This is a genomic window from Halorubrum tebenquichense DSM 14210 (assembly GCF_000337415.1).
In the GTDB taxonomy this organism is placed as follows: Archaea; Halobacteriota; Halobacteria; order Halobacteriales; family Haloferacaceae; genus Halorubrum; species Halorubrum tebenquichense.
In genome coordinates, this window is the sequence record NZ_AOJD01000011.1 from 1 (window position 1) to 21,234 (window position 21,234).

The window sequence follows — 21,234 nt, forward strand, 5'->3', positions numbered from 1 at the left end:
GGTCAGCTTCCCGCCGACGACGCTGTACAGGCCCGCCGCGCCGTCGCGCTCGTGATCGAGCAGCGTGAAGCCCCGGGAGATCCCCCGGCGGTTCTCTCCCGCCTCGTCCGGCGCGTACAGGGGGCGAACCCCCCACCACCGCCGGACCTCGGCCGCGTCGGCGACCGCGGGGAGCATCGCGGCGCACTCCTCTACCGACCGCTCGACCTCCCAGTCGGCCGTCTCGTAGTCGTCGGGGTCGGAGACGGGGACGCTCGTCGTCCCGAGCACGACCTCGCCGTCGTGCGGCACGACGATGTCGCCGTCGTCGGGGTCGCGACACCGGTTCAACACCGGCTCCAGCCCGCCGTACTCGACGGAGACCATCACGCCCCGGCTCGGGGCCATCCCGACCTCCACGCCGGCCATCCCGGCGATCGCGTCCGCCCACGCCCCGGTGGCGTTGACGACGACATCCGGCGACAGCGTCGCGTCCACCGCGCCGCCGACGCGCACGGTCTCGACCGCGCCGTCGGCGACGGTCACGTCTTCGACGGGCGCGTGCGGATGGACCGCCGCCCCGTGTCTCTCGGCGTCGGCGGCGTTGGCGGCGACCAGCCGCGACGGGTAGATGACGCCGTCGGGGACGGCGAACGCGTCCGCGACCTCGTCCGCGAGCCCCGGAACGCGCTCGCGCACCGCCGCCTCGTCGAGCCGCTCCGTCTCGATCCCGATCTCCTCGCAGGCCGCGAGCTTCTCCGCGAAGTAGTCGGGGTCGTCGCCGTCCAGCCGGACGAAGAGCCCGCCGGTGTCGCGGACGCAGCCGCCGGCGATCTCGCGGAGCGTGCGGTTCTCTTCGATACACTCGCGAGCGCCCTCGGCGTCCCCCTCGGCGTACCGAGCCCCGCTGTGGAGGAGGCCGTGCGAGCGCCCCGAGGTGCCGCTTCCGAGCCCGCCGCGGTCAACGAGCGCGACGTCGACCCCGCGGAGCGCGAGGTCCCTCGCGATCCCCGTTCCGGTCGCGCCCCCGCCGATCACGAGGACCGTCGGATCGTCGCTCACGCGCACGTCACCCCGGTCGAGTCGCCCGGTCGGTCCGTCGCGGAAGGCCGTCGGCTCGGCTCGATACAGTCCATGTAGAGAGAAGGCATCCCGAACACTTGAGACTGCCGTCGACCGAGGGACGCGCCGGCTCTTTCGGGTCTCCGGCGACGACGGGAAACGTCGGCCGAAGTCGCAGAGCCCCGTCCGCGTCAACCGAAGTCGCCGAGCCCCGTCTGCGTCGCTCCGCCGTCCCCGTCCGCGTCGCCGTGGTCGGTCGCGATCGAGCGAGCGGCCCCCAGCCCGCCCGACAGCGACGCCCGGCGCGCGACCGACTCGTCGGCGAGGCGGGCCGCGGCCGCGCCGTGGACGGCCCCGTACCGGTCGCGGAACTCGCTGCGGGCCGCCTCGTAGTCGACGACCGGATACGGGTACGTCTCGCCGATCTCGACGCCGACCTCGCGTTGGACGGAGATGGGGGTCTTCTCGGGGGCGTCGAGGTGCGCGGCGGGGAGCGGGTCGAGTTCGGGGACCCACCGCGCGACGAACTCGCCCTCCGGGTCCTGATCGCGCACCTGCTTTCGCGGGTCGTACAGCCGCAGGCCGGGGCGGCCGACCAGCCCGCACTGCGACTGCCACTGGGTGTAGTTGATCGCGGGGTCGCCGTCGATCAGGTGGCGGTAGAAGTGGTCCGCGCCGATCCGCCACGGCTGCTGGAGGACGTGGAAGTAGACGCTCGCGCACAGCGCCCGCATCCGGAAGTTGAGCCACCCCGTCTCGCGCAGGCAGCGCATGCTGGCGTCGACCATCGGGAACCCGGTCCGCCCCTCTTTCCACGCCGCGACGAGGTCGGGGTCGTGCCGGTCGTGGTTGAAGCCGCGGTAGACGGGATTGACGGCCTCGTCGAGCCACCCCGGCCAGTCGAGCAGCTTCTGGGTGTAGTGGCGGTTCCAGAACAGCCGGGAGACGAACATCGACTTACCCCGGCCCTCCGGGGCGCGCTCGTCGACGTGGCGGTGAACCTCGCGGACCGAGAGGCAGCCGAACCGCAGGTACGGCGAGAGCCCGCTCGTTCCCCCGCGGGCGTCGACCGGCGAGGAGATCGACCCCGGGTAGTCGGCGATCCGCTCGGTGAACGCGCGGAGTTTCTCCCGCGCCGGACCGCGCCCGCCGGTCGGGACCCGCGTCTTCGTCGAGTCGACGCCGTACGCGTCGCTCACGCGCTCGGGGTCGATCTCGGTGTCGAGTCCGTCGACCGCGACCGAGCGCGGGTCCCAGTCGAACGGGTCGCTCGCGAGCCACGACTCGACGTGATCGCTCCACCCGTCTCGGGGGCGGTCGGCGTCCCGGACGAGTCCGTCGCCCGCGACGAAGCGGACGCCGAGTTCCTCGCGGGCGCGCTCGTCTCGTCGCCGGCCGTACCGACCTGTCGCGCTCGCGGCCGCGACGACCTCCCACCCGGCGTCGACGAACCGGCCGAGCACGTCGAGCGGGTCGCCGTGGGCGTACGTCAGCCCCGCGCCGCCGACGTCGCGGTACTGGCGGTCGAGGTCGCGCAGGCAGTCGTGGAGGAACTCGATCCGGGCGTCGCAGGCGATCCCCCGCTCGTCGTAGAAGCCCGGGTCGAAGACGAAGAGCGGGAGGACTCGGTCGGACTGCGCCGCGGCCGCCGCGACCGCCGGGTTGTCCGCGATCCGCAGGTCCTTGCGGTGCCAGACGACCGTGCCCGGGGACTCCCGCTCGGTCGCGGTCGCCGCAACGGCTTCCCGGTCCGGAGCGGTCGGGAGCGGAGCGTCGTCCGGCGATCCCATCCTGCTACCGACTTCGGCGCGTCCGACAAAGGGTCTGTCGGCGGGTCGCGCCCCGTCGGTAGCCAACCAGAATTTATTTCTGATTTTCCAACAAGAAAGATCCGTGAATCGGGCCCTCCGCTACGGTGTCGCGCTGACTGTCGGACTGTCGGTCACCGGTCTCGTCGTGCGCTACTTTCCCGGTGACCCGTTCGTGACCGCGGCAATATTTCCCCTCTACGTAGCCACAACGTCTCTCGCCGTCGCCCACTGGCAGACGTGGCGCGAGACGTCTCGTGATGATCCGAGTCGCCGCTCGCGGTATCGAAGTGCCGTGAGCGTCGGTATCGGGACGTTCACTATCAATGTCATCGCGAACATTTCACCCTCGGCAGGCGTCGCGGCCCTCGGACTCATGGTGTTCGGAATGGCATTCGGTATCGCAGAGTTGGACCGCGTGTCGGGGTCACCGTCCGACTAAGGCCCACTCGTCACCCGCCCCGCCGGCAACCGACGGATCTCCGGGAAACGTTCAAGACGGTTCCGACGCCCGGTATAGTTGGATGTCCGACACCGCAGACGCCGACGTACTCCGCGAGCTCGCTGAGCTACCGACGTTCTCCAGTCCCCGCGTGTCGCCGGACGGCGAGGCGGTCGCGCTCTACTACGACGTGACCGGCCGCAACGAACTCCACCTCTTCGACCCCGAGGACGGCTCGCTGACGCAGTTGAGCGACGGCGACGTTCCCCGGTCGGTCCGCGCCGGCTTCAGGTGGGACCCCGACGGCTCCCGGCTGTTCTACCACCGGGACGAGGGCGGCGACGAGCAGCACGACGTGTGGGCGATGTCGCTCGACGGCGAGAGCGAGCCCGTCGTCGAGATGGACGGACAGGTCCACCTCCACGACGTGAGCGAGGACGGCGAGACGCTCCTGCTCGGCTCCAGTCGCGACGGGCAGATGAACCTCTACCGGCACGACCTCCCGAGCGGCGAGACGACGAAGCTCACCGACTACGAGCGCGCCGTCTCCGCCGGCGAACTGTCGCCGGACGGGGACCGGATCGCGTACGCGACGAACGAGACGGACGTCTACGAGAACGACGACGTGTACGTCGCCGACGCCGACGGGTCGAACCCGCGGAACCTCGACCTCGGCGACGTGGGGGCCGAGTCCCGGCCGATCGACTGGAGCCCCGACGGAGAGCGGCTCCTCGTCAGCGACAACACGACCGACCTGAACCGCGGCGGAGTCGTCGACCTCTCCGACGGCGTCGGCGACGCCTCGGTGACATGGTTCGGGAGCGAGGAACACGACGAGTCGGTGAGCGGGTTCCTCCCGGACGGTGACCGATTCGTCGGGAACCGGGTCGATGGGACCACCGTCGTCCCGGTGGTCCACGACACCGAGACCGGCGAGTCGCGGCGGCTCTCGCTGCCGGACGGTGTCGCTCAGCCCTTCGTCCACCGGCCGCTCGCCGACGGGCGGCTCCTGACGCAGCACACGACGTCGAGCCGCCGACCGGGGCTCGTCGCGTACGACCTCGACGCGGACGAGTTCGAACGGGTCTTCGAGGCCGAGTACGGCCCCTTCGACCCCGACGACTTCGTCGAGCCGGAGGTCGTGACCTTCGCCTCCGACGGCGTCCCCGAGACGCCCGCGCGGGCGGTCGAACACGCCCCCTACGAGACGTTCGAGATCGAGGGACTGCTGTTCGACTCCGGCCGCCGCCCCTCGCCGCTGGTCGTGAACCCGCACGGCGGGCCGCGCGCGCTCGACCTCCAGCGGTTCAACTACCGCGTCCAGTTCCTGCTCTCGCGCGGCTACTCCGTCCTCCAGGTGAACTACCGCGGCTCGTCGGGCCGCGGCCGCGAGTTCGTCGAGGAACTGTACGACGACTGGGGCGGTGCCGAACAGGGCGACGTGGCGACCGGTGCCGAGCACGTCCTCGACGAGTACGACTGGCTCGACGAGGACCGCGTCGCCGTCTACGGCGGCTCCTACGGCGGCTACTCCGCGAACTGGCAGCTGGTCCAGTACCCCGACCTGTACGCGGCCGGGATCGCGTGGGTCGGCGTGAGCGACCTGTTCGACATGTACGAGAACACGATGCCGCACTTCCGGACCGAGCTCATGGTGAAGAACCTCGGCGAGCCGGACGAGAACGAGGCGATCTACCGCGAGCGCAGTCCGGTGACCCACGTCGAGAACGTCGACGCCCCGCTCCTGATCGTCCACGGCGTCAACGACCCGCGCGTGCCCGTCTCGCAGGCGCGGATCCTCCGCGACGCGCTCGACGATGCCGGCTTCGTGGAGGGCGACGACTACGAGTACGAGGAGCTCGGCGAGGAGGGGCACGGCTCCGGCGACATCGACCAGAAGATCCGCTCGCTGGAACTCATAGACGACTTCCTCGACCGCCGGATCGGCGCGGAGCGGACCGCCGTCGCCTCGCTGGACGACTGACTGGGCGGTGCGGTCAGCGGTTCGGACCGCGATCCGCCACGGCTCCGGTGTCGGTCGCGCGCTCCGCCGGGACCCGTCAGCCCGTGAGGAGTTCGATCAGGCCCAGAAACACCATCCCGATCCCGACAACGCGCGTAAGCTTGACGTTCCACTCGGCGGGTTCGACCTCTGACCATGCCCGCTTGCTCCCGATCGAATCGAGCCGTTCCCCGAACCGCGCGATCTCGTACGGCCAGACGGCGTGCGGGATCCCGACCGCGAGCAGGAGGAGCGCGAGGCCGAGGTACACGTCGGCGTTCCGGTTCGGGGCGGTGATAGGTTTTCTGCCCGAGCTCTGAAAAGAAGGTTCCTCGGAGGGGGAGCCGTCCGTGGCCGAACCGGATTCGGCGCGGCCGCCGAGTGCGGCGAATCGGGCCGGTCGGCCCCGCATCTTAATGTACCGTGGCTTCCGTTCTCCGGTAACACGCGGCACATGAGCGCACACTCAGACGCGATTCGCGTCCTCCACGTCGACGACGATCCGGACCTGGCGGAGCTGGCGGCGATCCACCTCGAACGCGAGGACGACCGGCTCGACATCGAGACCGCGACGGACGCGGCCGAGGGGCTCGACCGGGTGTCCGGGGGGGACTTCGACTGCGTGGTCTCCGACTACGACATGCCCGGGGAAGGCGGGATCGAGTTCCTCGAGGCCGTCCGCGAGGAGCGACCGGATCTCCCCTTCATCCTCTACACGGGCAAGGGCAGCGAGGAGGTCGCGAGCGACGCGATCGCGTCCGGCGTCACGGACTACCTCCAGAAGGAGCGCGGGACCGGGCAGTACGCCGTCCTCGCGAACCGGATCGCGAACGCGGTCGAGCAGTACCGGACGGGCCAGCGCGCCGCCGAACTCGACCGGATCCGCACGCTCGCCAGCGAGATCAACAAGGCGATCGTGCGCGCCGACTCGCGGCGCGCGGTCGAGCGCCGGGTCTGCGAGATCGTCAGCGACGCCGACCCCTACCGGTTCGCGTGGATCGGCGAGGTCGACGCCGAGACGGGCCGCATCGAACCGAAGGTGTCCGGGGGCGTCGAACGCGGCTACCTCGACGGGATCACGATCACGACCGACGAGAGCCCCACCGGACTGGGCCCCGCCGGGACGGCGATACGCGAGCGCCGGGTCGCCGTCTCGCAGGACGTCGCCGAGGACGACGACTTCGAACCGTGGCGGTCCGCGGCGGTCGAACGGGGGTTTCGCTCGGTGGCCGCCCTCCCGCTCGAGTATCGGGACACGCTGTACGGCGCGCTCGCGGTGTACGCCGACCGCCCGAACGCCTTCGACGCGACCGAACGCGAACTCCTCGCCGAGGTCGGGGACGACGTTGCTCACGTCGTCCACTCGTTCGAGGTCCGCGAGAACCTCCGCGCGGAGCGCGACTTCATCGACCAGGCGCTCGACTCGCTCACCGACGTCTTCTACGTGATCGACACCGACGGGACGTTCCGGCGGTGGAACGATCACCTCGTCGAGGCCGTCGGCTACACCGACGAGGCGATCGAAGGCATGCGCGCGACGGAGCTGTTCCCCGAAGACGAGCGAGAGCGGATCCGCGCCGCGATGCAGGAGGCGCTCGCCACCGGCGAGGCGGCCGTCGAGTCCGAGGTGCTGACGGCGGACGGCGAGCGCGTCCCCTACGAGTTCGCCGGGTCGAGCCTCACGGACCGCGACGGCGAGCTGATCGGGCTCATCGGAATCGCCCGGGACCTCACGGAGCGCAAACGGCGCGAGCGACGGCTCTCACGGCTCGTCGACAACCTGCCGGGAATGGTGTATCGGTGCGCGAACGAGCCCGGGTGGCCGATGGAGGACGTCAGGGGAGAGGTGACGGAGCTGACGGGGTATCGCCCCGCTGACCTGGAGAGTCAGGCGAGGGTGTACGGCGAGCGCGTCATCCACCCCGAGGACCGGGAGGGCGTGTGGGAGTCGATACAGGCGGCGATCGAGCGGCGAGAGCCGTTCGAGATCACCTATCGGATCCGCACGAAGGAGGGGGAGGTGAAGTGGGTCTGGGAGCGGGGCCGGGCGACGTACGCCGACGACGGGGACGTGTCGGCGCTTGAGGGGTTCGTGACGGACGTCACCGACCGCGAACGCCACGGGCGGGTCATCGACGCCCTCCACGAGATCGTCCGGTCGATAATGCGGGCCGAGACGGCCGAGCGGGCGGCCGAGATAGCCGTCGAAACCGTTCACGACGTGCTCGACATGCCGGCGAGCGCCGTCCACCTCCACGATCCCGTGGCCGACGAACTAGTGCCCGTGGCGTGGACGGACAGGACCGAGGAGATCGTCGGCGCGCCGCCGACGTTCGCGTCCGGCGAGGGGCTCGCGGGGCGGGCGTACGAGGCGGGCGAGTCGTTCACCTACGACGACCTCTCGACGGTCCCGGAGCGGNTCAACCCGGACACGCCGGTCCGCAGCGAGATCGTCCTCCCGCTCGACGACCACGGCGTCCTCCTGATCGGGTCGCCCGAGACCGACGCGTTCGACGACGTCGACGTGTCGCTCGCGGAGACCGTCGCGGCGCACACGACGACGGCGCTCGACCGGCTCGAACGCGAACGGGAGCTCGAACGGCAGAACGAGCGGTTAGCGGAGTTCGCCAGCATCGTCTCACACGACCTGCGAAACCCGTTGAACGTGGCGGAAGGGCACCTCGAACTGTCGCGGGCGGAGCGGGACGACGAACACCTCGCGGCGGTTGCGAGAGCGCACGACTGGATCGGGGCGCTCGTCGACGACCTCCTGGAGCTGGCGCGCGAGGGCGCGGCGGAGACCGAGTGGGAACCGGTCGAGCTGGCCGACTTCGTCAGAGACTGTTGGGAGAACGTCGATACCGGCGGGGCGACCGTCGACGTCGACGTCGAGTCCGTGGTCCGGGCGGACCGGAGCCGGCTCGCGCAGCTGTTCGAGAACCTGATCCGGAACGCCGTCGAGCACGGCGACGACGCGACTGTCACCGTCGGCGACTTGGAGACCGGGTTCTACGTCGCGGACGACGGGCCCGGCATCCCGGAGGACGAGCGCGAGCGGGTCTTCGAGTCCGGCTACTCGACGCGCGTCGACGGGACCGGATTCGGACTCGCGATCGTCGAGGAGGTCGCCGACGCGCACGGCTGTGACGTCCGAGTCACCGAGAGCGAGAGCGGCGGGGCGCGCTTCGAGGTCACGGGCTTCGAGCCGGACGGATAGCGTCGGATCCCGCGGCTCGGCCCTCCGGGATCGAGAAATATTGGAAAGGCGGCGTCTTCGGCGAGCGGGACGCCCGCGGGGGTTACTCGCCCGTCTCGATCGGCGCGCCGACGAGGTTGCCCCACTCGGTCCACGAGCCGTCGTAGTTCCGGACGTCGTCGTAGCCGAGCAGTTCGTGCAGGAGGAACCACTCGATCGACGAGCGCTCGCCGACGCGGCAGTAGGTGATCGTCGACTCGTCGCCGTCGACGCCGGCGTCGCCGTACAGCTCGCGGAGCTCGTCGGCGCTCTTGAACGTGCCGTCCTCGTTCAGCGTGGTCCCGATCGGGACGTTGCTCGCGCCGGGGATGTGGCCGCCGCGCTGGGCGGTCTCGTTGAGTCCCTCGGGCGCGATGACCTCGCCGGAGAACTCCTCGGGCGAGCGGACGTCGACCATCGGGATCCCCTCCTCGATCGCCTTGTCGATGTCGTCCTTGTAGGCGCGGACGCTCTCGAAGGGACCGCGGGCCTCGTACTCGCGCGGCGTGAAGTCCGGCTCCTCGGTCGAGAGCTGGTAGTCGTTCGCGACCCAGTAGCCCTTCCCGCCGTCGATCACGCGGATGTCGTCGTGACCGTAGTACTTGTAGATCCAGTAGCCGAACAGCGCGAACCAGTTGGGGACGCGGCCACCGCCGTACACGACGACCGTCGTGTCGGCGTCGATGCCGCCAGCGCCGTTTCGCTCCGCGAAGGCCGCCTTCGAGACGATGTCGCGCTCCGTCTCGTCGGTGAACACCGCGTCCCACTCGAAGTTTAGGGCACCGGGGATGTGGCCCTCCTCGTAGGGAGTGTACTCCGACTCGTCCGTGACGGTCGGGTTGTTGATCTCGACGAGCCGAAGGTCGGAGTCGTCGCTCTGGAAGTCGTCCAGGTGGTCTTCCACCCAGTCCGCCGTGACGAGTACGTCTTCTGGCATCGAGTACACGTAACGTGCCCAACTACTTTTGAAGGCCGGATAACGGAGGTCCTTGCCAGCGTCTCTGACGCCGAGCCCGGACCCGCTCTCGACCCCGGGTCGTTACCGGATCACCGTCACCGGCACGTCGGCCTTGTCGACGACGCTCTTCGCGACGCTGCCGACCACCTGCTCCCGCTCCTCGCTCAGCCCGCGGTGGCCGACGTAGATCGCGTCGACGGCCTCGTCGGCCGCGTACTCGGTGATCGCGTCGGCGGGGCGACCGGTGAGGAGCTGTGTCTCCACGTCGATCGGCTCGTCGCCCACCGCGTCCTCGGCGACGGTCCGGGCGCTCTCCAAGACGCCCTGCCCGGCCTCGACCGCGGCCTGCTCGCCCGGGAGGATGATCGTCCCGTCGACCAGCTCCGAGTCCGGGGTGAGGACGTGGGCGATCTCGAGCGTCTCGTAGAACGCGACCGCCTGCCGCGCCGCGTACCGGACGGCTTCGTCGCTCTCCGTCGACCCGTCGGTCGCAACGAGGTAGCTCATACGCAAAGATGCGTCCGAGAGACACATAATTACTGGCGGGCGTTCCCGTCCCGTGAGTCCGCGACGGCGGTCCGACGGCCTTCGGGCCTCGGGCTACGCCCTACTGGCGTCGCCGTCGCCGCTGTCGCCATCCGTCCCCGGTCGGACGCGGTCGCCCTCGGAGGCGTGGACCGCGTCGAGCACCTCCTGAACGCGGGTCGCCTCCGCGAACGAGACGAGGTCGCCGCCGTCGCCGTCGACCGCGCTCGCGAACTCGGTGAGGAGGGCCGCCACGGTGTCGCCGCGCTCGTCGACGAGCGTCGTCTCGCCCTCGCGCCCGCGGTCCCGGATCAGTCGGTACCACTCCGTCAGCGACAGCGACGCGTCGTCGCCGACGACGGTGATCGCGTTCTCCTCGTCGCCATCGTGGTCACAGAGCAGGTCGACCGTCCCGCGGACGCCGCCGGCGCGGAAGCTCCCGACCACGTCGTCCTCGTACGCGTCCGGTCCGGAGTACCCCACGTCCGCGGAGACGGTCTCGATCGGGCCGAACAGCTCCTGAACCCCGAACAGGAAGTGGGTCCCGACCTCGCGCAGCGGGCCGCCCTGCTCGCGCGACTCCAGCCACGCCACGTCCTGCCACTCGCGGGGCCACTGCGGGAACCGGAAGCGGAGTTCGACGCGGCGCGGGTCGCCGACCTCGCCCGCCGCGACCGCCTCCCGCAGCCGGACGAAGCCGGGCGTGTACCGGAACGGGAGGTTCACGGCCGTGACGCGGTCCGTCTCCGCTTCGAGCGCCGCCAGTTCGCGGCCCGTCGCCGCGTCGGCAGCGATCGGCTTCTCGCAGATCACGTGGTTGCCCGCCGCGAGCGCGTCGGCGACCACCTCGCGGTGCGCGAGCGGCGGGACGCCGACGTAGACCGCGTCGAGGCCGTCGGTCTCGACGAGCGCCTCGTGGTCGGTCGTCGTCGCGGTGCTGTCGGTGCCGTGGTCGGCCGCGAGCGCCTCGACGCGCTCGGCGTCGAGGTCGCAGGCGGCCGCCAGCTCGTACCGCTCGTGGTCGGCTATCGCGTCGGCGAGGCGGTTCCCGATCACGCCGCAGCCGACGATCCCGATCTGGATCACGCCCGTCGAAAGCGGGCGGACGCGCTTGTAGCTTCGGAACGCGGAACGAGACGGCTCGACGTCAGTCGTCGCCGTCTACTGACCGCGCGACCATCTCGCCCCACGACTCGAACCCGTGTCGGTCGTAGAACCCCTTGGCGCGCTCGTTCGCGGGGTCGACGTCGAGAACGAGCCGGTCGAGCGGGAGGTCCTGGTCGGCCGCGAGCGCGAGCGCCGCGTCCATCAGGTCGTCGGCGACGCCGGTCCCGCGGTGCTCGGGCGCGACGTACAGCTCGTTCAGCACCGCCGCGTCCCAGACCATCGCCAGCCGCTCGGGGAGGACGAAGACGTAGCCGACGAGCGCGTCGGTCGCTTCCCTCCGGTCGACCGCGACGGTCACGCACCGGGGGTCGTCGCCGACGCAGCGGTCGACCCAGTCGAGCCACCGCTCGCGGTACGCGTCGGTGAGTTTGCCCTCGTAGGCGGCCGCCTTCTCGTCGCCGCCGGTGTTCTCGCCGAGGCCGCGCTCGAAGGCGAGCTTCGACTCGTACAGCCCGTCGGCGTCGCGCTCGCGGTCGTAGGGGCGGACTTCGAGCGTCATTCGTCCCCCTCCAGCACGAACTCCGCGAGCGTCGGCACGAACGTCCCGATGTCGGTGACCATCCCGATCGCCTGCGCGGAGCCGCGGTCGAGCAGTTGGGTGACGGTGGCGGGGTTGATGTCGACGCAGACGGTCTTCGTCGTCGACGGGAGGCAGTTCCCGACCGCGACCGAGTGGAGCAGCGTGGCGAGCATGATCACGAGGTCGGCCTCGTGGGCCTGCTCGCGGATCGCGTTCTGCGCTTCCACCGCGTCGGTGATCGTGTCCGGCAGCGGCCCGTCGTCGCGGATCGACCCCGCGAGGACGGTTTCAACGTCGTTCTCCACGCACTCGTACATCACGCCCTCCGTGACGATCCCCTCCTCGACGGCCGCCTCGATCCCGCCCGCCCGGATGATCTCCGAGATGGTCCAGATGTGGTGTTTATGGCCCTTCCGGGGGTGTTCGAGCGTCTCCACGTCCATCCCGAGCGACGTGCCGTAGATGGAGCGTTCGAGGTCGTGGGTGGCGAACCCGTTGCCCGCAGAGAGCGCGTCGACGTAGCCCGCGGCGACCAGGTCGGCGAGCGCGTCGCCCGCCCCCGAGTGGATCACCGCCGGACCGGCGACGACCATCACGTTCCCCCCGTCTGCTTTCACCGCGCGGAGTTCCGCGGCGACCTCGCGGATCGTCGACTCGGAGGGGCGCTCGGCGGAGACGCCGCCCTGCATGAAGCCGAACGCGCCCCCGCCGCTGCGCGGGCGCTCCGGGGGACTCACCCGGATCCCGGACTCGTCGGTCGCGACGAGGTCCCCCTCCTCGACCGCGTTGAGCGTCTTGGTGTACGCGCGCGGTGAGCCGTCTTCGCCACCGTCGGGGTCCACCACCAGCGCGCAGTCCATCTCGATCCGCTCGACTCCGATCCACTCGCCGTCGTACAGCACCTCCGTCGGGTGGTTCGTCGTCGAGTAGAAGTTCGGCGGGACCACCTTGTCCGCGGGCGCGGCGACGAGGTCCACCGCCGAGGGGTCCTCCAGCACCGCCCCGTTCTGGTGGAGTTCGTGGAGGATCGCCCGGAGCGTCTCGGCGTCGTCCGCGGAGACGGTCAGCCGGCAGTACGACTCCTCCGTCTCGTGTTTTCCCACGTCGAACTGCTCGACGTCGAACGAGCCGCCCAGATCCATCACCGCGCCGAAGCAGCGCTGCATCGTGCCGCTGTCGATGATGTGCCCCTCGAGTTCGACGGTCCGCGAGCGGGTCATACGAGGGCGTCGCGCCCCCCGGGGAAACACGTTTCCCTCGGATTCGAGCGGGGATCCGAGCGAGGGGGCCCGCTCGGTGAGGTCCGGTCGCGCCTCAGCTCAGCCCGAGCGCGGTGAGGATCTGGTCGCCGAAGATCATCGCGATCAGGCCGGCCAGCATCACCAGCCCGGACGAGACCGTGATCGTCCGCACCGCCGCGTGCCGGTCGCTGATCGGGACGCGGCTGATCACCGCCTCGGCGACCATCCGGAGGATGCGCCCGCCGTCGAGCGGGAACGCCGGGAGGCAGTTGAACAGCGCCAGCTGGATGTTGATCCACCCGGACCAGAAGAGCAGGTTCGCCAGCAGGAACACCCCGCCGCCGAGCGCCGCGAGCGGCCCCTCGACGACGAAGAAGTTGGTCAGCTCGCCGGTGAACCCCGCGAAGTTGAACGGGAGCCCGAACAGACTGCCGAGCGGGAGGATCAGCGCGACGAACACCAGCCCGAGCGGCGAGTCGGTGACGCCGCCGAGCGCGGGCCCGTCGCCCGCGCTCTCGCCGCCGTCGCCGCCGAGCAGTTCGAGGTACGCGCCCGCGGGGTACTCGGTGACGCCCACGTCGTCGAGCGCGAGCCCGCTCGTGCCGGGGAAGACGCTGACCCCGATGAAGCCGCCGTCGCGGTTCGGGTGCGGGTCGAGTTCCACGTCGTACGTGGTGCGCTCGCCGTCGGTGTCGTAGGCGGTGACGGGGACCGTCTCGCCCGGGTCCCGCTCGCCGAGGACCGCGGAGAGCGCTTCCTCGTCGACGACGCGCTCGCCGTCGATGGAGACGACCGTCAGCGGCTCGCCGAGGGCCGCGCCCGCGTCGTGGATCGGGCCGCCCTCCTGGACGCCGACGACGTACGCGCCGATCGGCACGTCGGGGACGGTGACGGCCGCCTCGTCGGCCGCCGTCTCGACGCCCGACGCGTCCTCGGCCCCGGCCCCGGGCGCGTCGCGGACCGGGTCGAGGACGCTCGCGTTGCCGGTCACCGTGAGCGTCGCGCGCTCGTCGTCGCCGACCGCGGCGAAGAAGTCAGACTCGGTCGCGACGGACTCGCCGTTCACGGCCGCGACCGTCACGGGCGACCCCTCGATCGTCACGCCGAGGGGGTTGCCGCCGGCGGAGCCGACGACCTGTAGCTCGCGGTCGACCGTCAGCGTCTCCTGACCGTCGCCGTCGTCGACGGTGAGCGCGACCGAGTCGCCCGCGTCGGCGATCGCCGACTCGAACTCGCCGCTCGTCTCGATCGGGGCCCCCGCGACCTCGACGATCCGGTCGCCCTGCGAGAGGTCGGCCGCGTCCGCCGGGGAGCCGGGGTTCACCTCGCCGACCGCGTACCCCGCCGCGGGCGAGATGGCCCCGACGACGGGGCCGAACAGGAGCGCGAAGACGACGACCGTCAGCACCGTGTTCGCGGTGACGCCCGCCGCGAACATCCGGGCGCGGGCACCGCGGGAGGCCGCTTGGGTCGCCTCCTCGTCCGGTTCGACGAACGCGCCGACGGGGAGCAGCGCGAAGAAGACGAGCCCCATCGACTCGATGTCGATGTCCTCGACCCGGCAGACGAGGCCGTGGGCTCCCTCGTGGATCACCATCGCGACCGCGAGGCCGGCGACGATCTCGGGCGCGACCGACAGCGGGAGGAAGTCGTTGACGCCCGGGATGATGAGGAAGTTCTGCGGCTGCTGGATCGCCGAGGGCTGCGCGTTCGAGAACGCCGACATCGCCGACGAGAGGATGAGCGCGAACGACGCCACCATCGCCACCAGGGCCCCGCCCAGCCCGAGGTTGGCGACCGCGCGCCAGAACCGCTTCGGCGTCGCGAGCCGGCCGAGGAAGGCGCGCCCGCGGAGGGTCCGGAGGGTCACCACCGGGCCGGAGACGCGGACCGCGTCCGGGAGGCTCCCCCTGTTCCGCAGCCACATCGCGACCGCGGAGTACGCGAGGATCCCCGTAAGCACCCAGAACAACGTGTTCATTACCGACGCATTGGGTTCGACCGTCCCTAAGGGGTTCGGTTCCCGGAACCCGCGGCGAGGGTTCCGGGGACCCGCCGCCGAGGACTGATACGCCTCCCGTCCATGAAGCGAGGTATGACCGACGACGAAATCGAGTCCGACGACTCCGACAACGAGGCCGACGACTCCGAGCGGTCGCTCGCGCCGCTGATGGGCGCGACGTACGTCGCCGCCGGAATCAGCCACTTCCTCGCGCCGAAGCGCTTCGCGGCGGCGATCCCGCCGTCGTTCCCCAACCCGGTCGCGCTCGTGTACCTCTCCGGAATCGCCGAGATCGTTCTCGGAGCCGGCGTCGCCTTACGGCGGACGCGACGCCCGTCGGCATGGGGGATCGTCGCCCTCCTCGTCGCCGTGTTCCCGGCCAACGTCCACCTCGCCCGGAGCGACACCCTGAACGACCTCGTCCCGGAGCGACTCGCGGGCGTCGCGCGGCTGGCGGCGTGGGTCCGGCTCCCGTTTCAGGCGGTCCTGATCGGCTGGGCGCTGCGCTACGCGCGCCCGGCGGAATCTGAGACGAGAGAATCGTCGGCTGCCGGATCGGCGTCGACGGCGTCCGACGCGTAGCCGAACGGGCGAGACGCCGCCGGGAACTCAACACCCAAGTACCCCCCGGTCCAACCGTGGCCCATGATCGCGCTCATCGACTTCGTCTCGCGGCTGGTCGGGGACATCGGCCGGTTCGTCGACATCTTCCTGAACGACCTGATCCTCGGTGCCGGCGACCCGCTGTCGGCGCTCCTCGTCGTCGTCGGACAGGTCCTGCTGATCAGTGCCGTGGCCGTGCTGGGCTACGCCGCGGTCGGCGCGCTCCTCGGCGAGATCGGCGTCAACCTCCCGGCGCTCGGCGGTCGCGGTCGCTCGGAATAGCGGCGCTTTCTTCCTCAGTCGTCATCGCCGGGCGTCGCCGAGCGCGCGCCGGCGTCTCCCGGCGATTCCGACGCTCCTGACGCTCCCGGCCCGCCGGCCGCGGTCCCGATCCCGTCGGCGTCGCCCGGGACCTCGAACTCGTTCAGCCGCGCCAGTAGCTCGTCGGACTGGTCAGAGAGGGTGTGGACCCGTTCCGTCACCTCGGAGACGGTCGCGGTCTGTTCCTCGGCCGCGGCCGCGACGGTCTCGGCCTCGGTGGCGGTCTGCTTGCTCACGGAGGCGACCCCGTCGACCATGTCGACGACCTCCTGGGTCGTACGCGCCTGGTCGTCCGTCGCGTCGCTGATCTCCTGGACGGTCTCGTCGACGGTCGTCACGTCCTCGACGACCCCCTCGAACTCCCGCAGCGTGGACTCGATCGTCTCGACGCCCTCCGCGACCTGCGCCTCCATCGCTTCGGCGTCGGCGGCGGTCTCGGCGGACGCCTCCTGGACCGCCTCGATGCGCCCGGAGATCTCCGCGGCGGACTCGCGGGTCTCCTCCGCGAGCGACTTCACCTCGTCGGCGACGACCGCGAACCCGTCGCCGGAGCCGTCCGCGCGCGCCGCCTCGATCGAGGCGTTCAGCGCGAGCAGGTTGGTCTCCTCGGCGATCTCGTCGATCACGGCCGCGATCTCGTCGATCTCGCCGACCCGCTCCGCCAGATCGGTGACCGCGGCGGCCGTCTCGCCGATCCGCGCCTCCAGCGTCTCCAGTTCCGCGATCGCCTCGGCGGCCTCCTCTCGTCCCGAGCGGCCGCGCTCCGCCGCGTCGCGGGCCGTCTCGGCCGCGTCGTCTGCGCTCGCCGCGATCTCCTCGACCGTCGCCGACAGCGTGTTCATCTCGCCGGCGATCGCCTCCAGCTCCTCGGTCTGCTCGGCCGCACCGTCGGATATCTCCTGGACCGAGCCGGCGACGTCGCCGCTCGCGTCGTCGACCTCGTCCATGCTCCCGCGCACGTCGTCCGCGGTGCCGGCCACGTCCGCCGTGAACGCCCCCACGTCGCCGAGGGTCTCGCCCAACGTCGCGACGAGCCGGTTGTAGTTGTCGACGAGCTCCGCGTACCGGTCCTCGTCGGTCGCCAGCGCCGCCCCGTCGATCGTCGCGGTCAGGTCGCCGGCCTGCGCGCGCTCCGCGGCGTCGCCGAACGCGTCGACGAGCGCCTCCGTCTCGGTGGTGTACGCGGCGAGGTTGTCGGCCATCTCGTCGAGCGACTCGCCGAAGGAGCCGGGGACCTCCTCGTCGAGCGCGGCGTCGTCGAACTCCTGTCCCGCGATCGCCTCCGCCTGCGCGTCGACAGTCGTGAGGTAGCCGCGGACCTCGTCGAACGCCCCGACGAGGCTCCCGATCTCGTCGGGTTGCGTCGGGTCGAGCGCGGCGTCGTCGGTCCCGCCGGCCCCGTCGAGGTCGCCGGCGGCGATCGCCTCGGCTTCGCGCTCTAACGCCCGGATCGGGCCGGCGAAATCGCGCCGGACGACGAGCAGGGTGTTGTAGATGGCGACGACCGCCCCGACGAACAGGACCCCGGAGACCGCGTACGCGGCCGTCCCGGCGAGAACGAACTGCGTGAGGAAGATGCCGACGGTGACGAGAAACTGGATCCCGACGGCCGCGACGACTTTCCGTTCTATGGACTCCGTGACGCCGAGAGCGTCCATCGTCCGCCAGAGGAGGGCCTCGTACCGCCCGCGGATCCCCGGGCGGCGCTGCCGTGTCGTGGACATGTTCGGGACTCGACGGGACCGGGTTATGAACCTCCCGGCGGCGTTATCAGGAGCGATTCTCGGTTCTCACCGGTCGGGAATCCGCTCGGCCGGCGGCCGGCGTCCGACCGCGTTCAGAAGTGGTCGCCGACCGCCTCGGCCGCGAGGTCGACGGCGGCCTCGATATCGGGGCCGAGCGGCGAGCCGACGACGAGCCCGTCGGCGTGCTCGGCGACGGCGGCGGCACGCTCGCCGACGGCCTCGGGCGTGCCCGCCATACAGAACGCGTCGATCATCGCGGGCGTCACGCGCTCGAACGCCGCGGAGAACTCCCCCGCGGAGACCGACTCGCCGATCTCGCTCGCCGCGTCCGGGTCGATCCCGTGGCGCTTCAGGACGGGCGGTGCCGCGCCCGCGGCGATGAACGCGACCGGGGGGCGGGCGGCCTCGCGGGCGGCGGCCTCGTCCTCGGCGACCGACACCGCCGCGTAGGCGATCAGGTCGAACTCGCCCCGTTCGTCGGGGCGGTCCTCCAGCCCGTCGTCGACCTGCTCGCGGGCCCACGCGAGGTCCTTCGGGTGCGAGCCGTTGTAGAGGAGCCCGTCCGCGTGTTTCGCGGCCATCCGACACATGTGCGGGCCCTCGCCGCCGACGTGGACCGGAATCTCAGCGCCCTGCGGCGGCTCGTAGTTGAGGCCCGCGTCGGCGGCGTCGAAGGTCCCCTCGTGGTCGACGCGCTCGCCGGCCCACAGCTTCTGGGCGGTCTTGAACGCCTCCAGCACGGGGCGGAGGCCCCGCTCGTCTTCGAGCCCGAGGTTCGCGAGCGTCGACGGGTCGCCGGGGCCGAGCCCGAAGACGGCCCGCCCGTCCGAGGTCTCGTCGAGGGTCGCGACCTTCGAGGCGAGCGTCACGGGATGAGTCTCGTAGGGGTTGGCGACGCCCGGGCCGAGCCGGACCGAGTCCGTCGCGGCCGCGAGCCGCGAGAGGAACGCCCACGGGTCGCGGTTGTTGTAGTGACACGTCGAGTAGACGGCGTCGTAGCCGGCCTCCTCGGCGCGGACGCCGAGGTCGACGAGGCGGTGCAGCTCGTGTTCTGGGGTGAGTTCGATGCCGAGCATGGTTGGTTGTTACTCCTCGAAGGTCCACTCGCGGAGGGCCTGCCGGACGAAGTCGCCGTCGACCTCGCGGAAGTGGCTGTCGGAGCCCTCGTGGTCGCCGAAGTCCCAGTCGCGGACGACGACGGCCGGGGTGCCCCCGTCGCCCTCGCCGGCGACGAGGTTGGCCGCGGCCGCCAGTTCGTCGATCACGTTCTGGACCGTGACGCCCATCTCGCGGCCGTCGCGGTCGCGCTCGCCGCGCCAGTCGCGGCTGGCGGGCATCCCGGCCCACCCGATTGCGACCCCGCGCTGGCCGTGACGGAAGGGTCGCCCGCAGGTGTCGCTGACGACGACGCGGTCGGCCGCGATCCCCTCCCGGATCCGGTCGGCGCTCTCCGAGGGGCGCTCCGGGAGCAGGAGGAGGTCGCCGTCGGGGACGTTCGACCGGTCGATCCCGGCGTTGACGCCGATGTGGCCGAACCGCGTCGCCGTGAGGAGGAACGGAGCCTCCATGATCAGCTCCGTCGACTCCTCGATGACGGCCTGCGCGAAGCGGGGGTCCTTCTCCTCGCCCGAGAGCTCCGCGAGGCGGTCGGCGACCTCGTTCGCCCGCGGCCCCGCCGTGAAGTCGTCGAGGTCGAAGACGCGCCCCTCGGCCTTCGAGACGACCGTGCTGGCGACGACGACCACGTCGTCCGCGCGGAGGTCGACGCGCTCGTCGATCATGGCCGCGAGGTCGTCTCCCTCCCGGATCTCCGGGAGGTCCGGAACCGCGAACAGCTCCATACGAACCCCTGCGCGGGGACGAGGAAAAACCCCGCCGGTACCGGGTTGGCTTGACGGTATCAGGGGAGCGATGGAACCCCGCCGGACGATCGGACGGATATAGAAGCCGACATACAACAATAATATTTGATTATCGGTGTGCGATCATTGTCTGTATTCGCGTTCTTTTAATCATATATTAGGATATAGACCGAATACTGATTGTTTTAGCCCAACAGTTATCCGCGGCGACGACCGACCGACGCTCGCGATGAGCGACCCACCGACTGAAGGCGAATCGGATCCGATCGGGACGCGGACGCGCGTCCCGTCGGAAGACGACGACCGCGACCCGATCGTGACGCGGACGCGCGCCTCGTGACCGGGCGCGGACGACGGCTCCGCCCGTTTTTTCGCCGGCTCCGTTCGTGCGCCTTATAACCGACTCGGCCGATGACGAACCGTGGACCTCCACGTCCGGTACGAGGGCGACGACGACCCCGACAAGTGCACGGCCCGGAAGCTCTCGCGCTTCGACCTCGCCGAGCTCCACCGCTCGGACCGCGCCACGCCGTACGGGGTCGTTTTAAACCCCCACGCCGAGCAGGCGCTCTCGCCCGCGGACGCCGAGCGCGCCCGCGAGAACGCCCTCGTCGCGCTCGACTGCTCGTGGGAGTCGGCGGGCGAGAAGATGTTTTCCTTGCCCGGCGAACACCGCGCGCTGCCGTACCTCGTCGCCGCCAACCCCGTGAACTTCGGCCGCCCGATGCGGCTCACGACCGTCGAGGCGTTCGCGGCCGCGCTGATCATCCTCGGCGAGCGCGACCACGCGGAGCGGGTCCTCTCGAAGTTCACGTGGGGCGAGACGTTCCTCGAACTCAACGCCGAGCCGCTCCGGCGGTACGCCGACTGCGAGGATTCGTCGGAAATCGTCGCCATTCAGCAGGAGTACCTCGACCGAGAGTAACCCGAAAATAACCGACCGCGCCCCGCAACCGACACCGGAACCGAGCGCGGGTGAGACAAGCCTTTTGCCCGAATCGGCCGTACGAATCGGTGATGGTATCCACAGGCGACGCCGCACCCACGTTCACCGCGACGGTCGGCACGAGCGACCACGAACCGTTCGACCTCGGCGAGGAGATCGGCGACGGCCCGGTCGTCTTGGCCTTCTTCCCCGGCGCGTTCACGCCGCCGTGTACGAACGAGATGATCGCCTTCCAGGAGCGCGCCGACGCGTTCGCGGACGCCGGCGCGACGCTGTTCGGGATCAGCGCCGACTCGCCGTTCTCGCAGGGCGCGTTCCGCGAGGAGCACGGGATCGAGTTCGACCTCGTGAGCGACATGGGCGGCGACGCCATCCGCGCGTACGACCTCGAGATCGACATCGCGGACCTCGGCCTCTACGGGATCGCCAACCGGGCGGTGTTCGTGATCGACGACGACGGCGGGGTCGTCTACGACTGGGTCGCCGACGACCCCACGAACGAGCCGGACTACGAGGCCGTGCTGGACGCGGTCGAGAGCGCTTAATAAGAGATCCGTCTCTGAGTAGTCGGCAGCAGTGCCGTTCCGGTCGCGTCTTATTGTCGTAAACCGCCGATCGACACGAACACTCCCGAAGCCACAGCCGCTCGGCTTCACATAAGTGATCCAGTTGTGATCGATACCCTCACTGAGGCCGCCGAAGCCCCAGCCACGAGGACTCGATGCGCTCGCTGCGCTCCTCGTCGCTCGTTTCACTCGCTCCTGCGGTGCTTACGCCGCGCGTCTTCGTCCTCGCGGCTGCCCCTTCGAGTCCCGC

The 21,234-nt window shown here is 70.7% G+C and carries 19 protein-coding genes; 7 read left to right on the plus strand and 12 right to left on the minus strand.

Annotated features, from left to right (window positions below; all coding sequences use genetic code 11):
• The coding region (locus C472_RS01020) for an FAD-dependent oxidoreductase (RefSeq protein ID WP_049906141.1) at positions 1-1,041 on the minus strand (1,041 nt) is incomplete at its 3' end.
• A 191-nt stretch (positions 1,042-1,232) separates the two neighbouring features.
• Complete coding sequence (locus C472_RS01025) at positions 1,233-2,831, minus strand: FAD-binding domain-containing protein (RefSeq protein ID WP_006627920.1); 1,599 nt, start codon at positions 2,829-2,831, stop codon at positions 1,233-1,235.
• Between the two features lie 103 nt (positions 2,832-2,934).
• Between C472_RS01025 and C472_RS01030 the strand changes: the two genes are divergently transcribed.
• Positions 2,935-3,291, plus strand: a complete 357-nt coding sequence (locus C472_RS01030; protein WP_049906138.1) for a hypothetical protein — start codon at positions 2,935-2,937, stop codon at positions 3,289-3,291.
• Positions 3,292-3,373: 82 nt separating this feature from the next.
• On the plus strand, positions 3,374-5,275 hold the full coding sequence (locus C472_RS01035; protein WP_006627921.1) for a S9 family peptidase: 1,902 nt from the start codon (positions 3,374-3,376) through the stop codon (positions 5,273-5,275).
• Between the two features lie 76 nt (positions 5,276-5,351).
• Here the strand turns inward: C472_RS01035 and C472_RS01040 are convergent, their stop codons facing one another.
• Entirely contained in the window at positions 5,352-5,564 is a 213-nt protein-coding gene (locus C472_RS01040; protein WP_006627922.1) for a hypothetical protein, read from the minus strand.
• 183 nt (positions 5,565-5,747) lie between these two features.
• Here C472_RS01040 and C472_RS01045 point away from each other — a divergent pair, with 183 nt between their 5' ends.
• Positions 5,748-8,510 (plus strand): GAF domain-containing protein, encoded by a 2,763-nt coding sequence (locus C472_RS01045; RefSeq protein WP_006627923.1) that lies wholly within the window; start codon positions 5,748-5,750, stop codon positions 8,508-8,510.
• A gap of 82 nt (positions 8,511-8,592) precedes the next feature.
• Here C472_RS01045 and C472_RS01050 read toward each other — a convergent pair whose 3' ends face one another.
• The 6 genes from C472_RS01050 to C472_RS01075 all read right to left on the minus strand — a co-directional run bounded on the left by C472_RS01050 (position 8,593) and on the right by C472_RS01075 (position 14,920).
• A complete protein-coding gene (locus tag C472_RS01050; RefSeq protein WP_049906142.1) occupies positions 8,593-9,465 on the minus strand; it encodes a sulfurtransferase in 873 nt (290 codons plus the stop codon).
• Between the two features lie 102 nt (positions 9,466-9,567).
• Positions 9,568-9,993 (minus strand): universal stress protein, encoded by a 426-nt coding sequence (locus C472_RS01055; protein ID WP_006627925.1) that lies wholly within the window; start codon positions 9,991-9,993, stop codon positions 9,568-9,570.
• A gap of 93 nt (positions 9,994-10,086) precedes the next feature.
• A complete protein-coding gene (locus C472_RS01060; RefSeq protein WP_006627926.1) occupies positions 10,087-11,097 on the minus strand; it encodes a Gfo/Idh/MocA family protein in 1,011 nt (336 codons plus the stop codon).
• A gap of 61 nt (positions 11,098-11,158) precedes the next feature.
• A complete protein-coding gene (locus C472_RS01065; RefSeq protein WP_006627927.1) occupies positions 11,159-11,677 on the minus strand; it encodes a GNAT family N-acetyltransferase in 519 nt (172 codons plus the stop codon).
• Positions 11,674-12,918, minus strand: a complete 1,245-nt coding sequence (locus C472_RS01070) for an ornithine cyclodeaminase (RefSeq protein WP_006627928.1) — start codon at positions 12,916-12,918, stop codon at positions 11,674-11,676. Before C472_RS01070 ends, C472_RS01065 begins: the two co-directional genes overlap by 4 nt.
• A 94-nt stretch (positions 12,919-13,012) precedes the next feature.
• Positions 13,013-14,920 carry a site-2 protease family protein gene (locus C472_RS01075; RefSeq protein ID WP_006627929.1) on the minus strand — a complete coding sequence of 636 codons (1,908 nt, stop codon included), beginning with the start codon at positions 14,918-14,920 and terminating at the stop codon, positions 13,013-13,015.
• 114 nt (positions 14,921-15,034) lie between these two features.
• On the opposite strand from C472_RS01075, the gene C472_RS01080 reads away from it, so the two are divergent.
• Together C472_RS01080 and C472_RS01085 are read left to right on the plus strand one after the other, a co-directional pair.
• Entirely contained in the window at positions 15,035-15,523 is a 489-nt protein-coding gene (locus tag C472_RS01080; RefSeq protein ID WP_006627930.1) for a DoxX family protein, read from the plus strand.
• A 63-nt stretch (positions 15,524-15,586) separates the two neighbouring features.
• A complete protein-coding gene (locus C472_RS01085) occupies positions 15,587-15,826 on the plus strand; it encodes a hypothetical protein (RefSeq protein ID WP_006627931.1) in 240 nt (79 codons plus the stop codon).
• Positions 15,827-15,840: 14 nt separating this feature from the next.
• Here the strand turns inward: C472_RS01085 and C472_RS01090 are convergent, their stop codons facing one another.
• The 3 genes from C472_RS01090 to C472_RS01100 form a co-directional block, all read right to left on the minus strand.
• On the minus strand, positions 15,841-17,523 hold the full coding sequence (locus C472_RS01090) for a methyl-accepting chemotaxis protein (RefSeq protein WP_049906145.1): 1,683 nt from the start codon (positions 17,521-17,523) through the stop codon (positions 15,841-15,843).
• 179 nt (positions 17,524-17,702) lie between these two features.
• The gene (locus C472_RS01095) at positions 17,703-18,686 is read right to left on the minus strand and encodes a 5,10-methylenetetrahydromethanopterin reductase (protein WP_006627933.1); all 984 of its coding nucleotides are present in this window, start codon (positions 18,684-18,686) and stop codon (positions 17,703-17,705) included.
• Between the two features lie 9 nt (positions 18,687-18,695).
• Positions 18,696-19,451 (minus strand): coenzyme F420-0:L-glutamate ligase, encoded by a 756-nt coding sequence (locus tag C472_RS01100; RefSeq protein WP_006627934.1) that lies wholly within the window; start codon positions 19,449-19,451, stop codon positions 18,696-18,698.
• Positions 19,452-19,893: 442 nt separating this feature from the next.
• On the opposite strand from C472_RS01100, the gene C472_RS01105 reads away from it, so the two are divergent.
• Together C472_RS01105 and C472_RS01110 are read left to right on the plus strand one after the other, a co-directional pair.
• Positions 19,894-20,397: a DUF367 family protein gene (locus C472_RS01105; RefSeq protein ID WP_006627935.1), complete on the plus strand. Its 504-nt coding sequence runs from the start codon at positions 19,894-19,896 to the stop codon at positions 20,395-20,397.
• Between the two features lie 92 nt (positions 20,398-20,489).
• Entirely contained in the window at positions 20,490-20,963 is a 474-nt protein-coding gene (locus C472_RS01110; protein ID WP_006627936.1) for a redoxin domain-containing protein, read from the plus strand.
• The last annotated feature ends 271 nt before the right edge of the window (positions 20,964-21,234 follow it).

Bases quoted from the DNA above. Each gene is read 5' to 3' on its own strand.
- C472_RS01090 (WP_049906145.1), bottom strand. From the start codon at position 17,523: ATGGACGCTCTCGGCGTCACGGAGTCCATAGAACGGAAAGTCGTCGCG.
- C472_RS01055 (WP_006627925.1), bottom strand. From the start codon at position 9,993: ATGAGCTACCTCGTTGCGACCGACGGGTCGACGGAGAGCGACGAAGCC.
- C472_RS01035 (WP_006627921.1), top strand. From the start codon at position 3,374: ATGTCCGACACCGCAGACGCCGACGTACTCCGCGAGCTCGCTGAGCTA.
- C472_RS01075 (WP_006627929.1), bottom strand. From the start codon at position 14,920: ATGAACACGTTGTTCTGGGTGCTTACGGGGATCCTCGCGTACTCCGCG.
- C472_RS01065 (WP_006627927.1), bottom strand. From the start codon at position 11,677: ATGACGCTCGAAGTCCGCCCCTACGACCGCGAGCGCGACGCCGACGGG.
- C472_RS01050 (WP_049906142.1), bottom strand. From the start codon at position 9,465: ATGCCAGAAGACGTACTCGTCACGGCGGACTGGGTGGAAGACCACCTG.
- C472_RS01110 (WP_006627936.1), top strand. From the start codon at position 20,490: ATGGTATCCACAGGCGACGCCGCACCCACGTTCACCGCGACGGTCGGC.
- C472_RS01025 (WP_006627920.1), bottom strand. From the start codon at position 2,831: ATGGGATCGCCGGACGACGCTCCGCTCCCGACCGCTCCGGACCGGGAA.
- C472_RS01085 (WP_006627931.1), top strand. From the start codon at position 15,587: ATGATCGCGCTCATCGACTTCGTCTCGCGGCTGGTCGGGGACATCGGC.
- C472_RS01095 (WP_006627933.1), bottom strand. From the start codon at position 18,686: ATGCTCGGCATCGAACTCACCCCAGAACACGAGCTGCACCGCCTCGTC.
- C472_RS01080 (WP_006627930.1), top strand. From the start codon at position 15,035: ATGACCGACGACGAAATCGAGTCCGACGACTCCGACAACGAGGCCGAC.
- C472_RS01100 (WP_006627934.1), bottom strand. From the start codon at position 19,451: ATGGAGCTGTTCGCGGTTCCGGACCTCCCGGAGATCCGGGAGGGAGAC.
- C472_RS01070 (WP_006627928.1), bottom strand. From the start codon at position 12,918: ATGACCCGCTCGCGGACCGTCGAACTCGAGGGGCACATCATCGACAGC.